This window comes from Rhodoferax sp. RT5P35, from assembly GCF_056521385.1.
Window position 1 is genome coordinate 36,245 of record NZ_JBWMAX010000007.1, and the last position, 22,942, is coordinate 59,186.

25 protein-coding genes are annotated in these 22,942 nt (G+C 63.5%); 4 read left to right on the plus strand and 21 right to left on the minus strand.

What is annotated here, in order from left to right:
* Nucleotides 1–11: 11 nt before the first annotated feature.
* The 14 genes from AC097L_RS12470 to gspG form a co-directional block, all read right to left on the minus strand.
* Entirely contained in the window at nt 12–914 is a 903-nt protein-coding gene (locus tag AC097L_RS12470; protein ID WP_479586755.1) for a 5'-nucleotidase, read from the minus strand.
* Nucleotides 915–916: 2 nt separating this feature from the next.
* On the minus strand, nt 917–2,143 hold the full coding sequence (gene gspF, locus AC097L_RS12475; RefSeq protein ID WP_479586756.1) for a type II secretion system inner membrane protein GspF: 1,227 nt from the start codon (nt 2,141–2,143) through the stop codon (nt 917–919).
* Nucleotides 2,144–2,148: 5 nt separating this feature from the next.
* On the minus strand, nt 2,149–2,433 hold the full coding sequence (locus tag AC097L_RS12480) for a type II toxin-antitoxin system RelE family toxin (RefSeq protein WP_479586757.1): 285 nt from the start codon (nt 2,431–2,433) through the stop codon (nt 2,149–2,151).
* Nucleotides 2,423–2,674: a type II toxin-antitoxin system Phd/YefM family antitoxin gene (locus AC097L_RS12485; RefSeq protein WP_479586758.1), complete on the minus strand. Its 252-nt coding sequence runs from the start codon at nt 2,672–2,674 to the stop codon at nt 2,423–2,425. The genes AC097L_RS12480 and AC097L_RS12485 overlap by 11 nt, the downstream gene beginning before the upstream one ends.
* 51 nt (nt 2,675–2,725) lie before the next feature.
* Complete coding sequence (locus AC097L_RS12490; protein WP_479586759.1) at nt 2,726–4,114, minus strand: GspE/PulE family protein; 1,389 nt, start codon at nt 4,112–4,114, stop codon at nt 2,726–2,728.
* A gap of 38 nt (nt 4,115–4,152) precedes the next feature.
* Nucleotides 4,153–6,339 carry a type II secretion system secretin GspD gene (gene gspD, locus AC097L_RS12495; protein ID WP_479586760.1) on the minus strand — a complete coding sequence of 729 codons (2,187 nt, stop codon included), beginning with the start codon at nt 6,337–6,339 and terminating at the stop codon, nt 4,153–4,155.
* Nucleotides 6,340–6,343: 4 nt separating this feature from the next.
* Nucleotides 6,344–7,147, minus strand: coding sequence for a type II secretion system protein N (gene gspN, locus AC097L_RS12500; protein WP_479586761.1), 804 nt, complete (start codon nt 7,145–7,147; stop codon nt 6,344–6,346).
* Complete coding sequence (gene gspM, locus AC097L_RS12505; RefSeq protein ID WP_479586762.1) at nt 7,147–7,650, minus strand: type II secretion system protein GspM; 504 nt, start codon at nt 7,648–7,650, stop codon at nt 7,147–7,149. The genes gspN and gspM overlap by 1 nt, the downstream gene beginning before the upstream one ends.
* Nucleotides 7,647–8,885, minus strand: coding sequence for a type II secretion system protein GspL (gene gspL / locus AC097L_RS12510; RefSeq protein WP_479586763.1), 1,239 nt, complete (start codon nt 8,883–8,885; stop codon nt 7,647–7,649). Before gspL ends, gspM begins: the two co-directional genes overlap by 4 nt.
* Before the next feature lie 45 nt (nt 8,886–8,930).
* Nucleotides 8,931–9,986, minus strand: a complete 1,056-nt coding sequence (gspK, locus tag AC097L_RS12515) for a type II secretion system minor pseudopilin GspK (protein ID WP_479586764.1) — start codon at nt 9,984–9,986, stop codon at nt 8,931–8,933.
* Nucleotides 9,965–10,636 (minus strand): PulJ/GspJ family protein, encoded by a 672-nt coding sequence (locus tag AC097L_RS12520; RefSeq protein ID WP_479586765.1) that lies wholly within the window; start codon nt 10,634–10,636, stop codon nt 9,965–9,967. Before AC097L_RS12520 ends, gspK begins: the two co-directional genes overlap by 22 nt.
* A complete protein-coding gene (gspI, locus tag AC097L_RS12525) occupies nt 10,636–10,989 on the minus strand; it encodes a type II secretion system minor pseudopilin GspI (RefSeq protein WP_479586766.1) in 354 nt (117 codons plus the stop codon). The genes AC097L_RS12520 and gspI overlap by 1 nt, the downstream gene beginning before the upstream one ends.
* Complete coding sequence (locus AC097L_RS12530) at nt 10,986–11,432, minus strand: prepilin-type N-terminal cleavage/methylation domain-containing protein (RefSeq protein WP_479586767.1); 447 nt, start codon at nt 11,430–11,432, stop codon at nt 10,986–10,988. The genes gspI and AC097L_RS12530 overlap by 4 nt, the downstream gene beginning before the upstream one ends.
* 88 nt (nt 11,433–11,520) lie before the next feature.
* The gene (gene gspG, locus AC097L_RS12535; protein ID WP_479586768.1) at nt 11,521–11,958 is read right to left on the minus strand and encodes a type II secretion system major pseudopilin GspG; all 438 of its coding nucleotides are present in this window, start codon (nt 11,956–11,958) and stop codon (nt 11,521–11,523) included.
* A gap of 22 nt (nt 11,959–11,980) precedes the next feature.
* Here gspG and AC097L_RS12540 point away from each other — a divergent pair, with 22 nt between their 5' ends.
* Nucleotides 11,981–12,436 carry a type II secretion system protein N gene (locus AC097L_RS12540; protein ID WP_479586769.1) on the plus strand — a complete coding sequence of 152 codons (456 nt, stop codon included), beginning with the start codon at nt 11,981–11,983 and terminating at the stop codon, nt 12,434–12,436.
* On the opposite strand, the gene AC097L_RS12545 is transcribed toward AC097L_RS12540, so the two are convergent.
* Genes AC097L_RS12545 through ilvA form a run of 3 tightly spaced genes read right to left on the minus strand, consistent with a single transcriptional unit; the run spans nt 12,381 to nt 15,368 of the window.
* Nucleotides 12,381–12,959, minus strand: coding sequence for a histidine phosphatase family protein (locus AC097L_RS12545; RefSeq protein WP_479586770.1), 579 nt, complete (start codon nt 12,957–12,959; stop codon nt 12,381–12,383). The genes AC097L_RS12540 and AC097L_RS12545 overlap by 56 nt on opposite strands.
* The gene (locus tag AC097L_RS12550; protein ID WP_479586771.1) at nt 12,956–13,753 is read right to left on the minus strand and encodes an adenosylcobinamide-GDP ribazoletransferase; all 798 of its coding nucleotides are present in this window, start codon (nt 13,751–13,753) and stop codon (nt 12,956–12,958) included. The genes AC097L_RS12545 and AC097L_RS12550 overlap by 4 nt, the downstream gene beginning before the upstream one ends.
* Before the next feature lie 10 nt (nt 13,754–13,763).
* Nucleotides 13,764–15,368, minus strand: a complete 1,605-nt coding sequence (ilvA, locus tag AC097L_RS12555; RefSeq protein ID WP_479586772.1) for a threonine ammonia-lyase, biosynthetic — start codon at nt 15,366–15,368, stop codon at nt 13,764–13,766.
* 282 nt (nt 15,369–15,650) lie between these two features.
* Between ilvA and AC097L_RS12560 the strand changes: the two genes are divergently transcribed.
* Nucleotides 15,651–16,103 carry an OsmC family protein gene (locus tag AC097L_RS12560; protein ID WP_479586773.1) on the plus strand — a complete coding sequence of 151 codons (453 nt, stop codon included), beginning with the start codon at nt 15,651–15,653 and terminating at the stop codon, nt 16,101–16,103.
* On the opposite strand, the gene coq7 is transcribed toward AC097L_RS12560, so the two are convergent.
* Both coq7 and AC097L_RS12570 read right to left on the minus strand, forming a co-directional pair.
* Entirely contained in the window at nt 16,100–16,744 is a 645-nt protein-coding gene (gene coq7, locus AC097L_RS12565) for a 2-polyprenyl-3-methyl-6-methoxy-1,4-benzoquinone monooxygenase (RefSeq protein ID WP_479586774.1), read from the minus strand. The genes AC097L_RS12560 and coq7 overlap by 4 nt on opposite strands.
* 118 nt (nt 16,745–16,862) lie before the next feature.
* The gene (locus AC097L_RS12570; RefSeq protein WP_479586775.1) at nt 16,863–18,110 is read right to left on the minus strand and encodes a porin; all 1,248 of its coding nucleotides are present in this window, start codon (nt 18,108–18,110) and stop codon (nt 16,863–16,865) included.
* A gap of 473 nt (nt 18,111–18,583) precedes the next feature.
* On the opposite strand from AC097L_RS12570, the gene AC097L_RS12575 reads away from it, so the two are divergent.
* Nucleotides 18,584–19,747, plus strand: a complete 1,164-nt coding sequence (locus tag AC097L_RS12575) for a porin (RefSeq protein WP_479586776.1) — start codon at nt 18,584–18,586, stop codon at nt 19,745–19,747.
* 100 nt (nt 19,748–19,847) lie between these two features.
* Here the strand turns inward: AC097L_RS12575 and ylqF are convergent, their stop codons facing one another.
* Nucleotides 19,848–20,792: a ribosome biogenesis GTPase YlqF gene (gene ylqF, locus AC097L_RS12580; protein ID WP_479586777.1), complete on the minus strand. Its 945-nt coding sequence runs from the start codon at nt 20,790–20,792 to the stop codon at nt 19,848–19,850.
* 11 nt (nt 20,793–20,803) lie between these two features.
* Nucleotides 20,804–21,304, minus strand: a complete 501-nt coding sequence (locus AC097L_RS12585; protein WP_479586778.1) for an Lrp/AsnC family transcriptional regulator — start codon at nt 21,302–21,304, stop codon at nt 20,804–20,806.
* A gap of 101 nt (nt 21,305–21,405) precedes the next feature.
* On the opposite strand from AC097L_RS12585, the gene AC097L_RS12590 reads away from it, so the two are divergent.
* Nucleotides 21,406–22,938: an aminotransferase class V-fold PLP-dependent enzyme gene (locus AC097L_RS12590; RefSeq protein WP_479586779.1), complete on the plus strand. Its 1,533-nt coding sequence runs from the start codon at nt 21,406–21,408 to the stop codon at nt 22,936–22,938.
* Nucleotides 22,939–22,942: the final 4 nt, after the last annotated feature.

A 22,942-nucleotide genomic window follows, 5' to 3' on the forward strand; every position in this document is an offset into this window, starting at 1 on the left:
CGCGCGGCGATTTAGTTCGCCGGGTTGGAAACACCGCTGCTCACGTGCCCGGCAGGCACGTGGCGGGCGGCGGAGTTGACGTGGCCGGTCTGGTCGTCGAAGAAAAAGTCGGGTTCGAACTCGCGTAGGAACTCGCCCTTGGGCAGGCCGCCGAGGAACATGGCCTCGTCCACCGCGATGTGCCAGTCCATCAGCGTCAGGATGGCGCGCTCGTGCGCCGGGGCGCTGCGGGCGGTGACCAGGGCGGTGCGGATGCGCATGTGCGGGTTGTTGGCCTGCTGTAGCCGGTTCAGCGCCACCAACAGCGGTTTGAACGGGCCGTCGGGCAGGGGCATGGTGGCTTTGTCGGACTCATGGCGTTGGAAAGCATCCAGCCCGTGGCTCTGGTAGACCCGCTCAGCCTCATCGCTGAACAACACGGCATCGCCGTCGAAGGCAATGCGCACTTCGTCGGGGTAGTTGTGGCCCGCCTGGGTCGATTCGGTCAGCACCCGCGCCGCCGGAAAGCCTGCCGCCAGCGCGTCGCGCACATCCTTCTCGTTGGCCGATAGAAACAGATGCGCGCCCAGTGCCCGCAGGTAGCCGTAAGGCGATCGACCTTGGGTAAACACGCCCCGCTCCAGGTGCAGACCGCCCGCTTTGCTGGAGCGAAATATGCGCATGCCGCTGACCGGGTCGTTGCGCGACAGGATCACCACCTCGACCCGTTTGATGCCGTCGTCGTTAAAAGCCAGCAGCTTCTTGACTAGCGAAAACGCCACACCCGGCTGTGCAGGCAGGTCCAGCCGGTCGAACTGCAGCTGCATGTAGGCCTTGTCGTCGCCCGCGTCGAACAGGCGGTTTTCTTCTTCGAGGTTGAACAGGGCGCGCGAGGAAATCGCCACCACCAGTTTGTCGTCGAGAGAGATCGGCATGGCTATTTCGCGAATTGGTTCAATTGAATAATCGGCATGAGGACCGCCAGCACGATCAGCATCACCACTAGCCCCATGGCCACGATCAGCAGCGGCTCCAGAATCGTCGCCAGGGCCATGGCGCGGCGCTGTACCTCGGTGCTGAGCTGCACGGCGGCGCGCTGCAGCATCACCGGCAACTGGCCGGTTTGCTCGCCCAGCCGGGCAAACATGGCCAGCAGGCCGGGAAAGCGTTTCTTTTGCGCCAGGGCCGAGGCCAGCGGCGCGCCTTCGCGCACCAGCACCAGGGCATCCAGCGCATCGGCGCGCATGGCGGTGTTGTTCAAGGTTTCGGCCGCGGCCTGCAGGGCTTTTAAGATCGGCACGCCTGCCGAGGCCAGCATCGCTAGCGTGCCGGAAAACCGCGCCGCGTTGTAGCCCCGGGCCAGCGGGCCGAGCAGGGGCAGCTTCAAAAAGCCGGCATCGATTTTTTGGCGCAATAAGGTGTTGGCGTATGCAGCGCGTGCGCTGATAGCTATTAAAATAATAGCAATCAACATCGCCCAGCCGTAGTTGCGCACCACATCGCTGATGGCCAGCATGGCCACCGTGAGAAAGGGCAGGGCGCGTTTGCTCCCGGCAAACACATTGGCCACCTGCGGCACCACATAGCCCACCAGAAACAGCACGATGGCAATCGCCACCAGGGTGACGATGGCCGGGTAGAGGGCCGCGCCGATCAGCTTGGACTGCAGCGCCTGGCGCTCCTCCAGGTCGTCGGCCAGGCGCTCCAGCACCAGACCCAGACTGCCGCTTTGCTCGCCCGCGCCAATCACCGCGACAAAAATGGGCGAGAACTCGCGCGGATGCTGGCCCAGCGCCTTGGCAAAGCTGGCACCCGCATTCACCTCGGCGCGCAGCGAGGCCAGCAGGTTGCGCTGGCGCTCGTCTTCGGCCTCGTCGGTCAGCGCGGTGAGCGCCCGCTCCAGCGGCAGGCCACTGGATACCAGTCCGGCCACCTGCCGGGTCCAGATGGCCAAGCCAGTGGAGTTGAAGACCCGGCTTTCAAACAAAGTGGTGCGCAGGCCTTTGCCACCTTGGTGGCCACTGGCATTCACCGGCTCCACCGCCAGCGGCACCAGCGCCTGCGCGCGCAGCAGGCCGCGCGCAGCCTTGGCCGTGTCAGCTTCCATCACGCCCTTGCGGGTCTGGCCTTGGCTGTCAAGGGCTTCGAAGGAATAAGCGGGCATGGGGTTTAGCTTTGGCGGCTTCGCAGCAAGAGGTAGACATCGTCGCGGTTGCTGATGGCGACGATGGTGAGCAACTGCTCCGCATCGTTGACGTGGTAGGCCAGGCGGAAGTGCGGGGTGGTGGTTTTGATTTTGTAAAAGTCGGGCAGGCCGTGCAATGCATCTTTGGCGACGCGGGGCTGTACAAGCCGGTCTTTAAGCAGTTTTTGCTTGAAGCGGCGCTTGACGCTTTCGTCCAGACGCGCCCATTCGGCCTCGGCTTCCGGATGGATGGCCAGCTCAAAGGGCATCAAGGCTGGTTTTGCGGGCCAGGTGCAGGCTGGTGCTGCGCTGGCGGGCTTTGTCGGCGACGGCACGGTCGGCTAGCTGGTCCAGGATGTGCGCCATGAGTTGGTTGGACACGATGTAACCTGCGGGCCGGTTGTGGTTGAGCACCACCACGGCCTCATCGCCCGCCTGCTCAAAAGCCCGCGCAGGGGCTTCGCGTAAGTCTGAAATGCCAATGCTGTGGCGTGAAAGTAGGGCATCCATGGACGTTCCTGTGGGGTAAATAGACGAAATTTCGTCTTATTTTAAGTTGATTTAGTCCCGCGTCACACGTAACAACTCTTCACGCGAGGTGATGGCCGCCTGCACCAGCCGCTCGCCGTCCTCGCGCATCAGGGCCATGCCGGCGGTGCGGGCGGCGGCGCGGATGTCGGCCTCGCTGGCGCGGTTGTGGATTTGCGCCTGGATGGCATCGTTGGTGACCAGCAGCTCGAAGATGCCGGTGCGGCCCAGGTAGCCGGTCTGGTTGCATTTGTCGCAGTTTTTACCCATGCAGACCGGGCACAGCTTGCGCACCAGGCGCTGGGCCAGCACGCCGAGCAGGGTGGAGCTGAGCAAAAACGGTTCCACGCCCATATCGATCAGCCGGTTCACCGCGCTGGCCGCATCGTTGGTGTGCAGGGTGGCCAGTACCAGATGGCCGGTGAGCGATGCCTGGATGGCGATTTGCGCGGTTTCGAAGTCGCGGATTTCGCCGATCATGATCACGTCCGGGTCTTGGCGCAGGATGGCGCGCAGGGCCTTGGCGAAGCTGAGGTCGATCTTGGCGTTGACCTGGGTTTGGCCCACGCCGGGCAGCTCGTATTCGATCGGGTCTTCCACCGTCATGATGTTGCTGGTGCTGGCATCCAGGCGGCTCAGGGCGGCGTACAGCGTGGTGGTTTTTCCGGATCCGGTGGGGCCGGTCACCAGAATGATGCCGTGCGGCTGGTTGATCAGGTTTTGCAGCTGGTCCAGCACTTCGCCCTGCATACCCACAGCCTCCAGCGTGAGCTTAGCCCCGCTTTTGTCCAGCAGGCGCAGCACGGCGCGCTCGCCATGGGCGCTGGGCAGGGTGCTGACGCGCACGTCCACGGCCCGGGTGCCGATGCGCAGGCTGATGCGGCCGTCCTGTGGCAGGCGTTTTTCAGAGATATCCAGGTCGGCCATGATCTTCAGCCGCGAGATCAGGGCGGCGTGCAGGGCGCGGTTGGGTTGCACCACCTCGCGCAGCGTGCCGTCCACCCGAAAGCGCACGCTGGAATGGCGTTCATACGGTTCGATGTGGATGTCGCTGGCCCCGTCGCGCGCGGCCTGGGTCAGCAGGGCGTTGAGCATGCGGATGATGGGCGCGTCGTCGCTCATTTCCAGCAAGTCCTCGACCGCGGGCAGCTCTTGCATCATGCGCGAAAGGTCGGCATCGCTCTCGACCTCGCTGACTACCGACGCGGCGCTGGATTCGCCCTGGGCGTAGGCGGCGCTGATGCGCTGCAGCAGGGCATCCAGGGCCAGGGTTTCTATTTGGCGCACGGGGTATTTGCGCATGACCTCGCTCAAGGCCGACGGGGCGCTGGCCGGGTGTAGCCACAGGGTGAAATCGCCCAGGTTGTCCTCCAGCAGCAGTTGCTGGGTGCGGGCGAAGGCGTAGGGCAGGGGGTGGCGCATGGGTCAGGAGCCGGTGATGGAGCCGGTTAAGGGGCCGGTCATGGGGCCGATGCCGTGGGCAGGGTGGTTAGTGGTTGGGGCACGTTGGCTTTGCGTTCGCCCGTGGTCGGTAGTTCGGGCATTTCATTGGCCGAGGGCACGGCCGACAGCATGGGGTGCGGGGTGGGCTTCATGCCCTGTTGCTGCACCCGCATCATGTCGTAACGGTCCGAGGCCAGGGTGTCACTGGTGTCCGCGTCACGGACCACAATCGGGCGTAAAAACACCATCAAATTGGTCTTGGTGCGGCTGCGGCTTTCGCTTTTGAAGAAGTTGCCCAGGTAGGGCAGGTCACCCAGCAGCGGCACTTTCTCGATACTGCCTGCATAGGTGTCTTGCAGCAGACCGCCCAGCACCACGATGGAGCCGTCGTCCACCAGCACATTGGATTCGATGGAGCGCTTGTTGGTGGTGGGGCCGTTGCTGTTGCTCTTGGTGGACGCGTCCACGCTGGAGACTTCCTGGTAGATGGCCATCTTCACCGTGCCGTTTTCGTTGATCTGCGGGCGCACGCGCAAGGTGAGGCCTACGTCCTTGCGCTCGATGGTCTGGAACGGGTTGGCGGTGGTGGTGGAGCTGGTGCTGGTGTAGGTGCCGGTGACAAACGGCACGTTCTGGCCGATGACGATCTTGGCTTCTTCGTTGTCCAGTGTGAGCAGATTGGGGGTGGACAGCACGTTGCCGGTGCCGGTTTGGTCCATCAGCCGGGCCAGCGCGCCCAGCACGTAGGTACCGCCGATCTTGGTGGCCACGCCCAGGTTCAGTCCCTTGCTGAGTACGGTGCTGGTGCTGCCAGAGGCAATGCTGGTGGCCAACGTCGCCAGGTTGCTGCTGCCGCTGCCGAAGTTGGTGCCCAGGCCGACGCTGCCCAGCACGCCTTGCCATTGGATGCCAAACTCGGCCGCTTTGTCGCTGTTGACTTCCACAATCAGGCTCTCCACCAGCACCTGGGCGCGGCGGCCATCGAGCTTGTCGATGACGGCGCGCAACTGGCGGTACTGGGGTTCGGGCGCGGTGATGATCAGCGAATTGGTGGAAGGGTCGGCCTGGATCTGGCCGCCGGTGGACGGCTGGTTGCTGGTGGTGCCGCTGAGGGCGGAGGTGCTGGCACTGCTGGTAGAGCTGCCGGTGGACGCGCTGCTGGTCGGGCTCAGGCTGCTGAGCGGGTTGGCGGTGTTGCCCGAACTGCTGCCGCCGGAACTGCCGGTGCTGCCCCTGGCCTCGCCGCTCATGGCCGCCCGCAGAGTAGTGGCCAGCTTGGTGGCATCGGCGTTTTTCAGGTACACCACGTAGATGTTGCCTGCGTCGCCGTTGGTGCCGCTCATGGTCGGCTGGTCCAGCTTGGCAATCAGCGACCTGACCAGCGACACCCGGGCCGGATTCGCAGCGCGCAGGATCACGGCATTGCTGCGCGGCTCGGCCAGCATGGTGGTTTTGAACGCGCTGTCGGTCTGCCCGGCAGCCGGAGCCACCCCACTGCTGCTGCCGGATTCGACCAGCTTGGTCAGCAGCGGCACCAGGTCACCGGCAATTGCGTACTTGAGCGGAATGATCTCGACATCGGTGGCGTTGGACACGTCCATTGCCGCGATGATGCGGCCGATGCGGCGCAGGTTGTCGGCGTAGTCGGTGATGACCAGCGAATTGTTGCCGGGGTTCAGGTTGATGGTGTTGTTGGGGCTGATCAGCGGGCGCAGCACCGGCACCAGGTTGGCGGCGTTTTCGTAGTTCAGCTTGAATATCTGGGTGACGATCTGGCTGCCCACGGCAGCATTGTTCTCGCCCACAGTCACCGGGCCAGGCTGCAGCTTGGCATCGGCCTCGGGCACGATCTTGTCCAGCCCGGCAGATTCCACCACGGTAAAGCCCTGCAGCCGCAAGGCCGACAAAAACTGGCTGTAGGCCACAGCGGGCGACACCGCGTGGTCGGTGCTCAGGGTCATGGTGCCCTTGACGCGCGGGTCCACCACCACGTTGCGCCCGGTGATGACGGCCATGGTGCGGGCCACGGACTCGATTTCGGCATTGGCGAAGTTCAGCGTCACCGGCTCGCCGCGCTTCGGGGCGATCACCGGTGCCTGGGCCTGGGCATTTATAGAAAAAAGGGCTGTACCGCAGGTACAAAGTGCGCAAGCAGCTATTGAAATAATAGCGCGCGAAAAATGCTGTGAGGAAGACTTTTGCATACCGTTAGCCTACTTTGATGGTGGCGCGCGCGCCATCGCGCCGCCCGATGATATTGAGAAGATTGGACAAGGCATCCACCCGGTCCGGTGCGGCGGTGGCCATGCCTTCAAAGCGCAGCCGTGCGCCCACCCACTGGCCGCTGCCGATGAGCTGCAGGCTGCCGCCCAGGGTTTCGAGTTGCAGGGTGGTAGGGCTGCCGCCGGTCAGCGTCAGCCGGTAGCTACCCATGGGTTTCAGGGTGGACAGGCGGGATGCCATGTCGGTGGCTTCCAGCCGCGCCTGGCCTGCCAGCACCATGCGACCGGCATTCCAGTCCAACACCAAGGCCTGGGTGCTCAGGGTCAATGTGCCCTCGGGTTGCAGCGTGTTCCAGGGCGCGCCCAGGCCGGCCAACAAGGGCGCAGGCCAGTGCGATTGGCTGTCGGTCAGCGCCAGTTGCGCACCGCCCCAGTGGGGTATGGCGTGCAGTTGCAGGGGCTGGGCCATGCAGCAGTCGGCCTGCAGTGCGGTGCGCAACCCGTTCCAGCCAGGGCGGATTTGCCAATGCAGGCGTTCGGGCAGGGCGGTGCTGTCACGGCTGCCTTCGCCCCCGGCCAATACCAATTGGGCCGAGCCGTTCCACACCGTGCCCCGCGGGTCGGCCAGTTGGACATGGCCTTGGCTGGCCTGGGCCACACCTGCGGCCAGCCAGCGCGCCGGGGCGCACAGCAGCACAGCCAGGGCCAGGCCGAGCAGGCCGCCCGCCCAGGCCCAGCGCCAGGGGGTGTTTGCCACGGTGTTGGCGGAGCGGGTGATCGAGCGGCGCATCAGCGATTACTGGGCAGGGTCAGCACCAGCGAGCCGTCCCAGCTGGCCATGCTGGCGTTCGCGGTGGCGGTGCTGCGCACCAGGCGGGCCTCGGTGGGCAGGGCGCGGGCGTTGATGCGCACCTGCGCCAGCCAGCGGGCCAGCGCGTCGGCCGGGGTGTTTTTCAGGCTCACGGTGACGCGTTCGCCGGTGACGTTGAGCTGGCCGCTGCCGCCCAGTTCCGCCTTGACCGCCAGTTCGACCGCCCGGAGGGCATCGTCAAAGCTGAGCTTGGGCTGGGCTTGCAGCGCCTGGGCTTCGGCCTGCAGGCTGTGCATGGTTTGCAGTTGGGCGTCCAGGCTGCGGTGCTGGGCATCGGCGGCGTTCAGGGTGTGCAGGGCCGGGCCGATGCCCACCCACCACAGCAGGGCTGCGGCAACCAGGACCAACGCGGCCTGCACGCTGCGGCGCTCACGCGGGGCCAGGCTGTCCCAATGGGGGCGGATGGATGCTGGCAGCTTCATGGGGCGGCTCCGGTGGCCGATGGCGCAATGGGTTGCAGGATGGACAGGTTGCCCTCAAAACGCAGGCTGTAGCCCTGGGCGCGCAGGCTTTCAGCGGTGGCTGTGTCGCTGCCCGTGCCATTGCTGGTCGGCAGGCCTTTAAGCCGGGCTTCGCCAGGGGCAAAGTCCAGCGCGGTGGCTGCTTGCCCGGGCGGCAGAACGCTGCCCAGCACGCTGAGCATGGCCTCCAGGTCGCGGGCCGAGGTGGCCCCGGCAGTCTGGCGCAGCAGCGCCAGCTCCCGGGTCATTTGCACTGGCGCATCCACCACCACTTTCACGCCGGGGAAGGTCTGTGTCAGCGTTTGCGCCAAGGCGTTGCGTTTGGCTCGCAGGCTGTTGCTTTCCTTCCAGGCCCAGGCGTTCAGGCCGACGATCTGGGCCAGCAGCAGCAGGGCCAGGCCCCAGCGCGCAGCCCGCCATTGGGGTGCCTGCAGCCAGACGGTGGCCTGTGCGGCCAGGCCTTTCCAGGCGCGGCTGCGGGTGGAGTTGCTCAGGTCGAATTGCGCCAGGTCCCAGCGCCCGCGGGCCGATGCCAGCCAGCGTTCCGAGGCCTGTTGCAGGGTTACCGGGCGCTGCGCCAGTTGCTCGGCCAGCGCGGCTACGGCAGGTTCGGCCACCAGCTCCACCGGTTCCGCGTGGGCGGCCTGGGCCATGGCCAGCGTGGCGGCATTCAGTGGCAGCAGGCTGACACCGTGCAGGCTGGTGCTGAGCAGTTGGGCCTGGTCGGGGGTGCCCAGCACCTGCAGGCGCAGGCCGTCGGGGGCACATTCGGGCACGATGCGGGCCACCGGGCGCTTGGCGGCTTCCAGCACGGCCAGTGCGGCGCGCAGCCAGGCACGGTTGCAGGCCGCCACCCACACCGGGCCTTCTGCGGGAGCGGCGGGCTGCAGTGCAAAGTGCAGCTCGGCAGGTTCTTCCAGCAGTCGGTCTTCCAACAGGCCTTCGAGCACGGCGCGCAGCCGGGGCGAGTCCGTGGCTCCGCCGAGCGTGCCCGGTTTCAGGCTGCCTTTGGGCAGGGTAACCTGGTGCCACGACAAAGCCTGTGCGGGTACCATGGCCACCAGCTCCGTGCTGCGTGGCAGCATGGCGGCGGGAGCGCGGTCGTGGGTGCCTGCACTGCGTCCGTCAGAGGTAAGCACGTAGTCGAGCATGCCGTTGGCAGACTCTAGGGAAAGTAGGACGATCAGGGTGCTCATGTGCGACGTAAAGGGTCAACCATTGTATGTAGTGGCATGCAGACTTCAGGGGGGAGCTTGGCCGACAGGATCGGCGACCGCACGCTCGCGCTGGACGGTGGTCACAATTCTGTTTTCGCGTCTTACCAGCGAGCGTTCCAGCACGGTGGTGGTGCCCATGCGCAGGCGACCCAATACTTCGAAATAGTTGGTCGCCACGCCGTGTTCGGTGCTGTTGAAGACGATGGTGGGTTGGTTCAGAATGTCATTGGCATCGGCGGGGCTACGAAAGTATTTGCTGGCCCGCGCGGCCACCAGTTTCTGGGCTTGGGCCATGCTCAGGTTAGGCACGCTGGCCACCAGCACCTGGGCGCTGGCGGTGTTGAGGTTGACGGGCGTGGGTACCGGTAGCACGGTCACGTAGGGCTGCAGGGCTGCCACGGTGCCGGGCGACAGGCCCAGCCAGCCCAGTTGCGATGCATTTTTCGGCAGCAGGGGTACGGTGGTATCTGTGTTTCTGGCATTGCGGGTGTCCATTGCCAATGGCAGCTCGGTGCTGAGCAGGGTGAGTTCCAGCGGCGGCAGGTTCAGCAGTTCAAACAGGCGGTTAAAGGAGGCCAGAGAGACCGCAGAGATCTTGCCGTCTTGCACCAGGTTGGTAATGTTCAGGCGCGACTGCATGTCGGTGATCTGGCCGGACAAAAATGCGTCCACCTGCTCGTCACTGTCGATGCCGCCGGTGTTGTTGCGGTCGGCTGCCAAGAAGGTGGACAGGCGGGATTCCTGCAGCGGTACGGCCCAGGGTTCGCCCAGGTAGTCGGTGGTGCCCGAGATCGCGTCTTCGCGCAGGATTAGCCGTGCCCAGTCGAGCGCGCCAGTCAAAATCCAGGTGGACTGCACGCGCTGGCGCTCTGCCGCCTCCACTTCTACGCTGCGCCACTGCTGCCACAGCGAGGCCGCGGCCAGGGTCGCGACCAGCGTGACGGTCAACATGGCCATCAACAGGGCGGCACCCCCTTGGCGATGATTGCTATTTAATTGAGAGCTTCTTGCATAGGTGGAATATGCGCTAGAAGCCGATTTTTTATATATATGAACCATCATGACTTTCCACCACCCCATGTGGGCCGGATCCAGTCGTGTGTGATCACCCCGGCCAGTGCCTGGCCAGGCGGCAGGGTCAGCACCAGGCGCACACCTGCAGGGATGCTGGCGTCGGCGGGTAACCCTGGGTTTGCGGGAGCGGGGGCTGTGGCGCTGCTGGACAGCGGGTTGCTCCAGGCCCCGTCGCGGTAATAAAAAATGCGCCAATCGGCCAGCGGGGTCAGTGCGACTTCGGCACGCTTGGACTCGTTGCTGGGGTTTTGCGCCCACAGCGCGGCGTTACTCCAGGCTTGGGCCAGCTCGGCGCGGCTATGGACCTGGGGCGACTGCCAGCGTAACCACTGGTCGGTGCCGTCCACCGTGCGGCGCGTCCAGGCCACCACCAGCGGGCCGGTGGCCTGCGGGTCGCTGCTGCGCCGGGTGAGGCGCAGACCGCGCCCGTCCCAGTCGAGGGCGTTGGTCATGGGCTGCTCCAGCAGCGCGTCCAGGTCCGCCGTCCATTGGCTCAGCCCGGCTTGCAGGGTCAGCACTTCGTCGGCGCGCTGCTGGGTCTGGCTTTGCGCCCGGGTCATGCCGTCCAGCCCGCGCCAGCTCAGCACCGCCAGCAGCGCCATCACCATCAGTGCTACCAATAGCTCGACCAGGGTGAAGCCTTTTTGGCGCTGCATCAAAACCGCCCGACTATGGTGGAGAGGCGAAGGATGGGCGATGTGCCATCGAACACCTGTGCGTCCACCCGCCGAAAGCTCGGGTTGGGCGTGGGCAGCACGTTCAGGCGCACCTCGTAGACGTGGCCGGACTGCTCACACTGCTGGGTGCTGTCGCCCACGCTGGGCATTTGGGCCGACAGGCGCATTGCGATGAGCTGGTTCTCGGCGCACAGATGGGCCAACAGCACATTGGTCTGGCGGGTGGCGTTGGTGGTCAGCGCCTGGGTAGCCTGCAGCCCGGCGATCAGCGCGATTGAAACGATGGCCAGGGCCACCAGCACTTCGATCAAAGTAAAGCCGCGGGTCTTCATGGAGTGACCGCTTGCACGCTCTGTACCGTAAAAGGCCGTGCGCCGTCGGTGGCGATGCGCAGGGCCTGGCTGGGCTGGCTGACGGATTGCAAAACGACCTCCTGGCGGCCAATCACCGGCTCGGGGCCGAGCAGCAAGGGGGCGCTATTGCGCGCCACGGTGTCGGTGCCCAGCCAGCGGTTAGGCAGGGCACCGGAACCAGTACCAGGCAGGCCGTCAAAGGCAAAACCCTCGGGCGTGGGCCTCCAACGCACCGGCACGCCAATGGCCCGCGATTGGGCGCGGGCCGACTCGAACAGCGCCGCCAGCCGGGCGGCATCGCGCTCCAGCAGGGTCTGGCTGTTGTCGCGAAGGGCGAAAGCGACACCTGCGCTGGCGATTGCGATGATGGCCACGACGACCAACAGCTCCAGCAGCGTGAAGCCCTTTTGAGCGGGGTTCAACGCCGCAGCGCCGGGCCGCCCCAAGGCGAGCCGCGCCTCCCCCTCGGGGGGTGGCGTAGTACACGCAGTGACAAGCCGGGGGGCCAGATTATTGCCAACTGCCGATATCGGCATTCTTGCCTTCACCACCGGCCACGCCGTCGGCACCGAAGGACATCACGTCGATCTCGCCTTGCACGCCGGGGTTCAGGTACTGGTAGGGGCGGCTCCAGGGGTCGTTGGGAAGCTTCTCGACGTAGGGCTTCCAGTTGGGGGGAATGGGGTTGGTGGTGGGCTTGGTGACCAGGGCCTGCAGGCCCTGTTCGGCGGTGGGGTAGCGCTGGTTGTCCAGCTTGTATAGCTTCAGGGCCTGGACCAGATTGTTTACGTCGGTCTTGGCGGCGGTGGCGCGGGCGTCGTCGGCACGCTCCAGCACATTGGGCACGATCAGCGCGGCCAGCACGCCGATGATGACCAGCACCACCATCAGTTCGATCAGGGTAAAGCCTGCTTGCAGGCGGCGAAAAGCGGATTGTGGTGTCGTCATGGGCAGCGATGATAATCAATCCATGTTACTAAACACATCTTATTCCCTTGCAGCACGCTGGGCACCCCGGCTGGTGACTTTTGTGGTCTGGGCTTTGGCGTTGGCCAGCGCGGCGTACTGGGGGCTGAAGTCCACCGCCGATGCGGCCGGCCCGCAGACCGCCGTGTCCACGCAGACCCGTGCGCCCATCGACACTGCGGCTGTCGCCCGTGTACTGGGTGCCGTGCCGCAGGGTGTGGCGGCGGTGGCGCTGGTGAATCCCTCGACCCGGTTTGTGTTGTCGGGCGTGATTGCCGGCCAGGGCCACGGGGGCGCAGCCCTGATTGCGGTTGATGGCAAGCCGCCCAAGCCTTTCCGGGTGGGCAGTGTGGTGGACGGCGGCTTGCTGCTGCAATCCGTCGGCCCGCGCCGTGCCGAATTGGCTAACAGCCTGGAAGGTCCGGCGGCATTCGCGTTGGAATTGCCGGTTCGAAAATAAGCCATTCGCCGTAGCCGGGCGCCGCGTGCGGCCACTGGTCGGCACGGTGGATCTCGCGGCTGCCCGCTGCCAGCAGCGTGCAGGCGCGCGCCACCCCTGCGTGCGTAATCCACAGCGCGGGCTGCGTGCCCACAGCATCCCAGGCCGCCGCTACCCGCTGCATGAACATTTGCACCGATTCACCGCCGCCAGGCCGGTGCCGAGCAAAGTCAGCCGTCCAGGCCTCCAGTGCGGGCTGGCCGATGGCATCCCAGCGCAAGCCCTCCCAGTGGCCAAAATCCATTTCGCGCAGGCGGGGGTCAAAAATAGGAGTTAAATCGGGTCTTAGCGTAGATAGCGCCTGCGCTAGCTGCTCACATCTTTGTAGCGGTGAGCTATTAACGGCAATACCCGGAGGCAGTGTGGCTGCCAGTGTGTGCGCCGCCGCCAGGGTAGCCTGCGCATCTGCCGCTACATCCAGCGCGCCGTAGCACACGCCGGGCTCCACCAGCGGCAGAGCGTGCCGGGCCAGCCAAAGTGTCATAAAGCGATTGCCGCACCCAGGTAGAACGCAATCTCGCAGACCTGCTGCGTGGCACCAAGGCAGTCGCCGGTAAAGCCCTGCAGTCGCCGCTGGAACATCCGGCCCATCCAGGCCAGTGCCAACCCGCTGGCCAGCATGCCTGCTATTAAAAAAGGAGCTGCTTGTGCATATGCAACCAGCGCTAGCGGCATAAAACACCATAAAAACGCAACGCCCAGCGCGCGGCGGCTGATCTGGTCTGCCAGCGGCTTGCTCTTGGACGTGGCGGTGTCGCCCACGTGCGGCAGCAGACGCACCAGCACCAGCGGGCAAAAGCGCGACCACACGTGCCCACCCACCAGCGCCGCCAGCAAGGCCGTGCCGCTGCTCGCGTCCAGCAGGGCCAGCAAGGCGATCTTGGCGGTCAGCGCCAGCACCAGCGCCATGGCGCCAAACGCGCCGACGCGCGAGTCCTTCATGATCTCCAGCGCCCGCCCGCGCGGAACGAAGCCGCCCAGTCCATCGGCCACGTCGGCCAGGCCGTCTTCGTGGAAGCCGCCGGTGAGCATCACGGTGGCAATGGTGCACAGCACCGCCGTCACCAGCGCGCTGCCGGGCCGCCCGTGCAGCAGCGTGCCGCTCACTGCCGCCACCGTGCAGGCCACCAGCGCCACCAGCCAGCCCACGCCGGGCAAATGCGCCGCGCTAGCCCGCAGCATGGCCGGGCTGTAGCCCACCCAGACCGCCAGCCGCCCGGTCACCGGGATACGGGTGAAGAACTGGACGGCTAGCAGGTAGTGGCGAACACCGTCCATGGGTTCGTGCTTAGCTTTGCAGGAACAGCCGGTAAACCGGATTTAGGGTTTCTTCGACGCAGGGGTAGTCCAACGTAGCCAGAAACTTGTCGAAGGTCTTGGCATCGGCCTTGGGCACCTGCAGACCGACCAGGATGCGGCCATAGTCCGCGCCCTGGTTGCGGTAGTGGAACAAGCTGATGTTCCAGCCGGGACGCACCAGGCTCAGGAATTTCATCAGCGCGCCGGGCCGCTCCGGAAAGACAAAGCTGAGCAGGCGCTCGTCCTGCGCCAATGCCGACTGTCCGCCCACCATGTGGCGGATGTGTTCCTTGGCCAACTCGTTGTGGGTCAGGTCCAGTGTCTGGAAGCCTTGCTTGCTGAAGTTGGCAGCAATCTTTTGGGATTCGCCTTTGGCCGTGGTGGTGAGCCCGACGAACACGTGGGCGGTGTTGCGCTTGGCCGCATCGCTGATGCGGTAGTTGAACTCGGTCACATTGCGCGGGCCGCCGGGCAATTGGCCGATGGCTTCGCAAAAACGCTTGAAGCTACCGCGCTCTTCGGGGATGGTGACGGCAAACAGGGCTTCGCGCTCCTCGCCCACCTCGGCCCGCTCGGCTACGAAGCGCAGGCGGTCGAAGTTCATGTTGGCACCGCACAAAATGGCGGCGTAGGTCTCGCCCTTGGTTTTGTGTGTGGCCACGTACTGTTTCATGGCCGCCACCGCCATCGCGCCCGAGGGCTCGACGATGCTGCGGGTGTCGACAAACACGTCCTTGATGGCGGCACACACGGCATCGGTATCTACGGTGATGTAGTCGTCCACCAGGCCGCGCGCCACGCGGAAGGTTTCTTCGCCCACCAGCTTGACGGCGGTGCCGTCGGCAAACAGGCCCACGTCGGCCAGGGTGACGCGCTTTTTGGCCTTGACGGACTGCAGCATGGCATCCGAATCTTCGGTCTGCACGCCGATCACCTTGATCTCGGGCCGCACCGCCTTGATGTAGTTGGCCACGCCCGAGATCAAACCGCCGCCGCCGATGGCCACAAACACCGCATCCAGCTTCTGCGAGCCCAGGCTTTGCAGCTGGCGCAGGATTTCCATGGCAATCGTGCCCTGGCCCGCGATCACGTCCGGGTCGTCGAAGGGGTGCACAAAGGTCAGGCCCTGCTTTTTTTGCAGTTGCAGGGAATGGTTGTAGGCATCGGTGTAGCTGTCGCCAAACAGCACCACTTCGCCGCCCAGTGCCGCCACGGCATCCACTTTAAGTTGGGGCGTAGTGGTGGGCATGACGATGACCGCGCGGGTACCCAGTTTGCGGGCACTCATGGCCACACCCTGGGCGTGGTTACCGGCCGAGGCGCAAATCACGCCTTTCTTGAGCTGCGCTGGGCTCAGGTGCGCCATCTTGTTGTACGCACCGCGCAGTTTGAAGCTGAACACCGGCTGTGTGTCTTCGCGTTTGAGCAGCACGGTGTTATTCAGCCGCAAGCTCAAGGTGCGGGCGGGTTCCAGCGCGGTCTCAATCGCCACGTCGTAGACGCGGGCGGTCAAAATCTTCTTTAGATAGTCGGCGGGGGTGAGCGGCTTGGAGGCCTTGGGGGATTTTTCAGCCTTGGCGGATGCGGTTGTCATGTGTTCTCCTGGGCCCTGGATGATAAGGGGCAGCCAAAAGGTCTTGGAAAAGGCATAAAAAAAGCCCCGAGTCGTGAAACTCGGGGCTTAAATCCACCTTTTCAGAGGGTGGAGGAGACAACCGGGGTAACAAGGTAATTTTGTTACGATGATTTATTGTAGTCGTTTTCCCTTAGTGATGTTGCGATGCAGCATGTTGTGTGGCGAAAAACGTGAACAAGTAGGCATCACGGGCAAAATCCGACTTTTCTTTCGTCATTTGTTAAAGAAAGCGATAGCAGCATGGAATGCACAGTCAGTTGGACCGGCGCAGCGGGCACCCGTTCGGGTATGGGTTTTGTGGCCGAAACCGGTAGCGGCCACACCTTGACCATGGACGGCGCGCCCGACGCAGCCAAACCCGAAAACGGCGGCCAGAACCTCGCCCCCCGCCCCATGGAAACCCTGCTGGCGGGAACCGGTGGTTGCACCGCCTATGACGTGGTGCTGATCTTGAAACGTGGCCGCCACGACGTACGCGGCTGCTCGGTCAAGCTGGTGTCCGAGCGCGCCGAGGTCGATCCCAAGGTGTTTACCAAGATCAACATGCATTTCACCGTGACCGGCAAGGGCATTCCCGCCGTGGCGGTAGAGCGCGCCGTCGCCATGAGCCACGATAAATACTGCTCGGCCACCATCATGCTGGGCAAGACGGCGGAGATCACCACCAGTTTTGACCTGGTCGAAGCAGCTTAAATCCGGTGCGCCACGGTGGTCATCACTTTGGCGGCCAGCGTCATCAGGGTTTTGACGGGCGCGGGCAGATCCAGCGCACCGGCTAGCGCAGCCTGCTGCGCGTGGCGCTCTTCGTCGTCTTTCATTTGCACCACGATGGCCCGTGAAGCGTGGTCGTCGGCGGGCAGGTGCTCCAGATGGCTTTGCAGATGTGTTGCGACCTGGTTTTCGGTTTCCACCACAAAGCCCAGGCTCCAGCGGTCACCGCCGAATTGACCGGCGGCCAGCCCCAGGCCAAAAGCCCCGGCGTACCAAAGGGGATTCAACACGCTGGGGTGGGCGCCCAATTCGTCCAGCCGCTGGCGCGTCCAGGCCAGGTGGTCGGTTTCTTCGGCAGCTGCGTGCAGGAAATGGCTGCGCAGCGCGGGGCTTTTCGTCACCAGCGCCTGCGCGGTGTATAAGGCCTGGGCGCACACTTCACCGACGTGGTTGACCCGCATCAGCGCACCGGCATGGGCTTTGTCGGCCGGACTGAGTTCGGTCGTACGCTCAGGCACTGTCGGGCAACTGCGGCTGGCGTGGGGCTGGGTGAATACCGTGCGCAGTGCGGTATCGGCCGCGCGGCAGAGCTGGTCGAGGGTAGGGAGGCGGGGCAAGGACATGCGTGGGCTGGATGAAGACATCCGCCCACTGTAAAGCAAGCCCGCCCGCTTGCAGTCGCCCAAAAAAAAGTCCTCCACGGAAGAGGACTTTTTATGAGAGGCCATTCAGGCCGCCCGATCAGAACCGGTGGCGGATACCAAAGGCGACGTTGGTCGAATCGGTGCCTGCAGATGCGGTGACACCCCCCAGGAAGCCGTTGCCGCCGGGTGCCAGTTGCGAACTGTTTTTGTTGTTGAAACGGGTCAACACGGCGTTCAGGTCGGTTCGCTTGGACAGCGCGTAGCTATACGCTACTCCGTACGAGTCACGGTCGGCATTGGACGCGGTTTTGTCGTTCATGGTATTGTAGGCCACGGTGACGGTGTTGGCACCCATGGTCATGCGGTAGCCGATGTGGGCCAAGGTGGCGTTTTGCTTCAGTGCTGTGGTGAAGGCGTTTTGTACCAATACACCTGCTCCGCCACCAACCAAGGTCGCAATGCCCGACACGCCCGCTGGATTGTCGTCTTTGATAGTGGCAAACATGGTGCTTAAAGTACCAGGGCCGATATCAACCGATGCGCCCAGAATGCCGTTAGTAAGGGACTTTTGACCTACTTCGTTCTTTTGGGTGTTGTATCCACCACCGACCGAGAAGCCCGCACCTTTGTACGTCAGCATGGTGCCTACCAGGCGGTTGGCCGAGTTATTTCCCGCGACTTCGCCCATGGCGTACATCACCGTGGCGGTAATGCCATTGGTCTGGATGGCGTATTGCAATGAGTTGCTGGTACGGATCGTGAATGACACGGGCACCGACACCAGCTGGCCCAGCGCCAGACTGGATTCGGTGTGCATGGAGTCGAAGGTCGCGGATGCCAAATAGCCAGGGGTGTACTGGCGGCCCGCCGTGATGGCACCTACCGGGGTGATTAGGCCGACGTAGGCCTGGCGGTCAAATAAATTCTTATCAATATGGTTGACGCCAAGCTGCGCGCCCAGGCTACCTGCGACGGCCGTGACTGCAGGTTGAAATGCTGCAGGCAGGCCCATGAGGGTGGCTGTATTCAGGCGATCGGGCACTTGTGAACCTGAGGCGGGACGGTTGCTCACCGAACCCGTATCCAGCTCCACCCGGCTTTCCAACGTGAAGATGGCCTTGTACCCGCCGCCCAGCTCTTCATTGCCCTTCATGCCCCAACGCGAGCCTTCCATGATGCCGCTGGCCAGCTGGGTGACGGTGCCTTGCTTCAAACCGGTAACGTGGTTTATGCCCGCATCGGCAATGCCGTACAGCGTGACACTGCTGGCGGCTTCTTGTGCCATGGTGGTAGAGGCCGCCAGACAGCCCAGCGCTGCGACAGAAACCAATGTCATCTTCTTCATACTTGCTCCAAAGTTATTCTCAAAATTGCGCAGTGAAACAACTATTTTAAATAGTGAATTTGCTGCACACACCACATTGCGTGAGCCTGCATGTTGCCAAATTGCAGCGGGGTGTAGGTCGCTTGCGCGACTTTTTTGACAGGGGGAAACCCTGTGTAGTTGCACTTTGCCCAGCGCCAAGCCGCTCCACGCTAAGTATCTACTGTGTGTCTTTTTGGCAAAGTTACAACACAAACAGCGCTTGGTTGTAACGATTTCGGCTAAAGTTACGAACTGGTTATTCTGCAGGGGTGGTTGCTGTTACCCAGGCAAAAACCGTTGTTTAAATTCAACATATACGGATTTGTGACAAGCTATTCACCGAATATTTATAAACCATCTGCTGTAATCGCGGCAGCTTCTGAATCAGAAGTAACGTTGAGGTGGCAGCCAGACTGCGAACCCGACATCTTTCAATCTTTGGAGTTACTTGAATGAAAAAATCCCTGATCGCCTTGGCTGTTATTGCCGCTTCCGGCACCGCCATGGCCCAATCCACGGTTACCTTGTATGGTTTGATTGATGCCAACGTCGGTTCTTTCAAGACCAATGCATTGGTTCCTGCAACCACTACACCTGTAGCTCCCGCCAGCATCAAAAGCCTGACGCAAACCAAGCAAGACTCCGGCGGCCTGAACGGTAGCCGTTGGGGCATGAAGGGCAGCGAAGACCTAGGTGGCGGTTTAGCTGCTATTTTCCAACTGGAAAGCGGTTTTGCTGTGGATAGCGGTGCTTCTGCACAAGGCGGCCTGCTGTTCGGCCGTAAGGCCAACGTCGGCTTGGCTGGCGGTTTCGGTAAGCTGGAAATTGGTCGCAATGCCAGCTCTTACGACGATGTGTCTGCTGACCACGCCATGATGGCCCAATACCTGTTTGATCCATCGAATACCAACAACGGTAACAGCGCAACAGCTGCCGCTGCTGTAGGTACGGTCGCTGGTGCAGCCCCCTTCCTGAACCGCACGTTCAGCTGGGTTGGTTACAACACCCGTTTTAACAACAGCTTCAAGTACACCTCGCCTAACCTGGCTGGCTTCACTGCTTCTGCCATGTATGCACTGGGCGAAGACAAGACCAACACTGTGAGCGCAAGCAAGAGCTTCTCTGCTAACGTCAAGTACGCTAACGGCCCACTGCTGGTGTCCGCTGGTTACCAGTCTGAAGCAGTTGCTAATTCTGTGACCGCGACCACATCGCCAGCTCTGGAAAATGCTTTGGTCAGCGCAGCTTACGACTTCGGCGTGGCTAAACTGGGCCTGGGCTTCAACCGTGCCAAGTACAAAGACGTGACCGCTCCTGCCATCTTGGGTGGTGGTGCATTCGCTGCGCAAGACGAATACAACGTCAGTGTTGCCGTGCCTATCGGCGCAGCGACGATCAGCGCGGGCTACGCTCAGTCTAAGGGTGACACCCTTGGCAAGTCCAGCGGTTTCGGTGTGCAAGCACTGTACGCTCTGAGCAAGCGCACGACGCTGTACGGTGGTGGCGTCAGCACCAAGGCTTACGACAAACTGGCTAACGCTGTGCAGTTGCTTTCGCCTACCAGCTCCATCGCTAAGAACACCACCTACGCTGTGGGTGTTCGCCACACGTTCTGATCGAACGCCAGCCTGATCGGGTTGGCTTAAAGTCAAATAACTAGAAAAGCCGCTGGGTGCAAACCCAGCGGCTTTTTGGTGTGTATGCTCTGAATCTGGGTTAGGTGGACTCGGATCCCGGCTCGGAGGCTGCGGGTTTCTTGTTTTTGCGGTTGTCTTTTTTGGCCTGCCGCGCGGCATCCGCCGCCAGGCCCACGGCCAGCCACTGGGCGAATTCTTCCGGGGTTTCCAGCGTCACACGGCCCAGCGTGGCCGAGCGGAATTCGGTGAGCACAATTTCGGCGGCTTTTTGCAGGTTGACTTTGCCACCGCCCAGCAGGCCGCCGCGTTTACGGGCGATCTCGGTGAGTACGCCGATGTCGGTCAGGCCCAGGATGGGGTCGAGCTTGTAGCGCTCTTCCACCTGCCCGGCGTAGTGCTTTTGCAAAATCAGCAGCAGCTCCAGCGCCACTTCTTCCTCGTCAAACGCATTGCGCCCAATGGAGCCGCAGGCGGCCAGGTGGTAGCCACTTTGCTCCACGATGATGCGCGGCCACAGCATGCCGGGCGTGTCATAGGCGTAGAAGTCGTCGGCCAGCACGATGCGCTGCTCCAGCTTGGTGATGCCCGCCTCGTCGCCGGTTTTGGCGGCGCGCTTGCCCTTCAAGGTGTTGATCAGCGTGGACTTGCCCACGTTCGGCACGCCGCAAATCAGCACCCGCATGGGCTTGACCATGCCGCCGCGTAGCGGGGCCAGCAGGCGGCAGGCGGGAATGAGCCGTTGGGAGGGCGCGGTTTCGCTGGCATCCAGGGCAATGGCGCGGGTGCCGGGCAGGCTGTTGTAATGCGCCAGCCACAGGGCGGTGCGGGCGGGGTCGGCAATGTCCTGCTTGTTCAGGATTTTGAGGGTGGGCGTGCTGCCGATCAGCTCGTCCAGCATGGGGTTGGCGCTGGAGCCGGGCATGCGCGCGTCCAGCAACTCAATCACCACGTCGGTCTCTTTGAGGCGCTCGGTGATGGCTTTTTTGGTCAGGTGCATGTGACCGGGGAACCATTGGATGGCCATGGGAATTCTTTCTAGGTTTTGTTGCTGCTGGATGTGGCACCGAAGGCCACCAAATCCAGCGGCAGGGCCGTGGTGGATTTGATTTGCTCCATGGAGAAGGCGGAGGACACGCCGCTCAAAGGCACGGCCTGGATGAGCTTTTTGTAGAACCGATCGTAACCGCCGATGTCGGTGGTTACGACTTTGAGCAAATAGTCCACGTCGCCGCTCATGCGGTGCAGCTCCTGGATCTCGGGCAGGGCGGATGCAGCGGCGGCAAACTGGGCCAGCCATTTCTCGTCGTGCTGGGCCGTGCGGATACTGACGAACACGGTGATGGGCAGGCCCACCTTGTGCCTATCCACCAGCGCCACACGGCCGGTGAGGTACCCGGCATCTTCCAGGCGTTTCAGGCGCTTCCAGCAGGGCGTGCTGGACAGGCCGACACGTTCGGCCAGCGCGGCGATCGACAGACTGCCGTCGATTTGCAGCGCGCCCAAAATGGCGTAATCCAGGCGGTCAAGTTCATTCATGCTGCGTATTTTAAATATATGGATTATTTATTCTTTTGTAGTGCCACATTGTAATATTTTTGGAATCCATATTCCTGGCCGGCTAGGTAGGATTCACCGCCATGAACTCCACCATCTACCTTGATTGCAACGCCACCACCCCCGTGTTGCCGGCCGCCCTGGCTGCTGCACAGCAGGCTATGGGTGCGCTGTTTGGCAACCCCAGCAGTACACATGCCACGGGCGTGCAGGCCCGGCAACTGGTGGATGCCGTGCGCGCCCGTGCCGCCAGGGTACTGGGGGCGGGCGAGGGCGATGTGCTGTTCACCAGCGGTGCCACCGAAGGCATACAGACGGCGGTGCTGTCGGCCCTGTGTGCCGTGCGGGACCGGCAGGCGCGGGGCGAAGTGGTGGGCAGCTTGCTGTTGTACGGGGCTACCGAGCACAAAGCCGTGCCCGAAAGCCTGGCGCACTGGAACCGGGTGCTGGGTTTGCACCTGGCGCTGCACGCCTTGCCGGTAGAGCGCAGCGGGCGGCACGATCTGGCCGCCTTGCGTGCACTGGCCCCGCAGGCCGCGCTGGTCTGCACCATGGCTGCCAACAATGAGACCGGCGTGGTGTCGGACCTGGCGGGCATCGAGGCCGTGCTGCAGGATGTGGCCCCCCAGGCTTACTGGCTGGTGGACTGCGTGCAGGCCTTGGGCAAGCTGCCTTTGCACCTGGCGCAGACCCGCATCGACTACGCGCCGTTTTCCGGCCACAAGCTGTACGCGCCCAAAGGTATCGGCCTGCTGTACGTGCGCCCCGGCGCGCCGTTCACCCCGCTGATGGCCGGGGGCGGGCAGGAAGATGGTCTGCGCTCCGGCACTGAGAACATGGTCGGCATTGCGGCGCTGGGCGCGGTGTTGCAGGCGCTGGAGGACGGCGGCAGTTTCAGCAGCCACACCCAAATGCTACAGTTTCAAGAGCTGTTTGTGAAGAGCCTGCATGCGGTGTGGCCCGAAATCATCTTTAATGCCAATGTGGACGATGCCCTGCCCACCACCTTGAATTTTTCGGTGCCCGGCTTGCCCAGCGGTGTGGTGGTGGATGCCCTGGGCGCTGTGGGCGTGCAGGTCAGTGCGGGCAGTGCCTGCTCGGCCAAGAAGGTGGCACCCAGCTATGTCTTGCAGGCCATGGGTGTGCCCGCTTGGCAGGCTGCATCGGCGGTGCGCCTGTCGTTCGGTGCCCTGGCCGACGCGGCGTTTATCGACGCGGCTTGCGCCCGCATCGCCGGCTGCGGTGCCGCCCTACAAGCCCGCGCCGCCACCGCCGAAACATGGCGCTGTGGCCCGCCGCTGGAGGCCGACCCGGCCATGCACTTGCTACCCAGCCAATGGGCTGACTTTTTACAACAACACCCCAGCGCTGTGCTGGTGGATGTACGCGAACCCCAGGAACACGCTGCCGACCCCCAGCCGCTGGGCTGTGGCCGGGCCGCGCTGAACGTGCCGCTGGGCCGCCTGGACGGTTATCTGCCCGCCTGGCTGGCCCGGCCTCCCGTGCCCCTGGTGTTTGTGTGCCGCAGCGGCCAACGCAGCCAGCGCGCGGTAGATACCCTGCGCCAACTCGGCTACGCCCAGGCTTGGCAGGTGGCGGCTGAAAGTGGCGGCTGATATT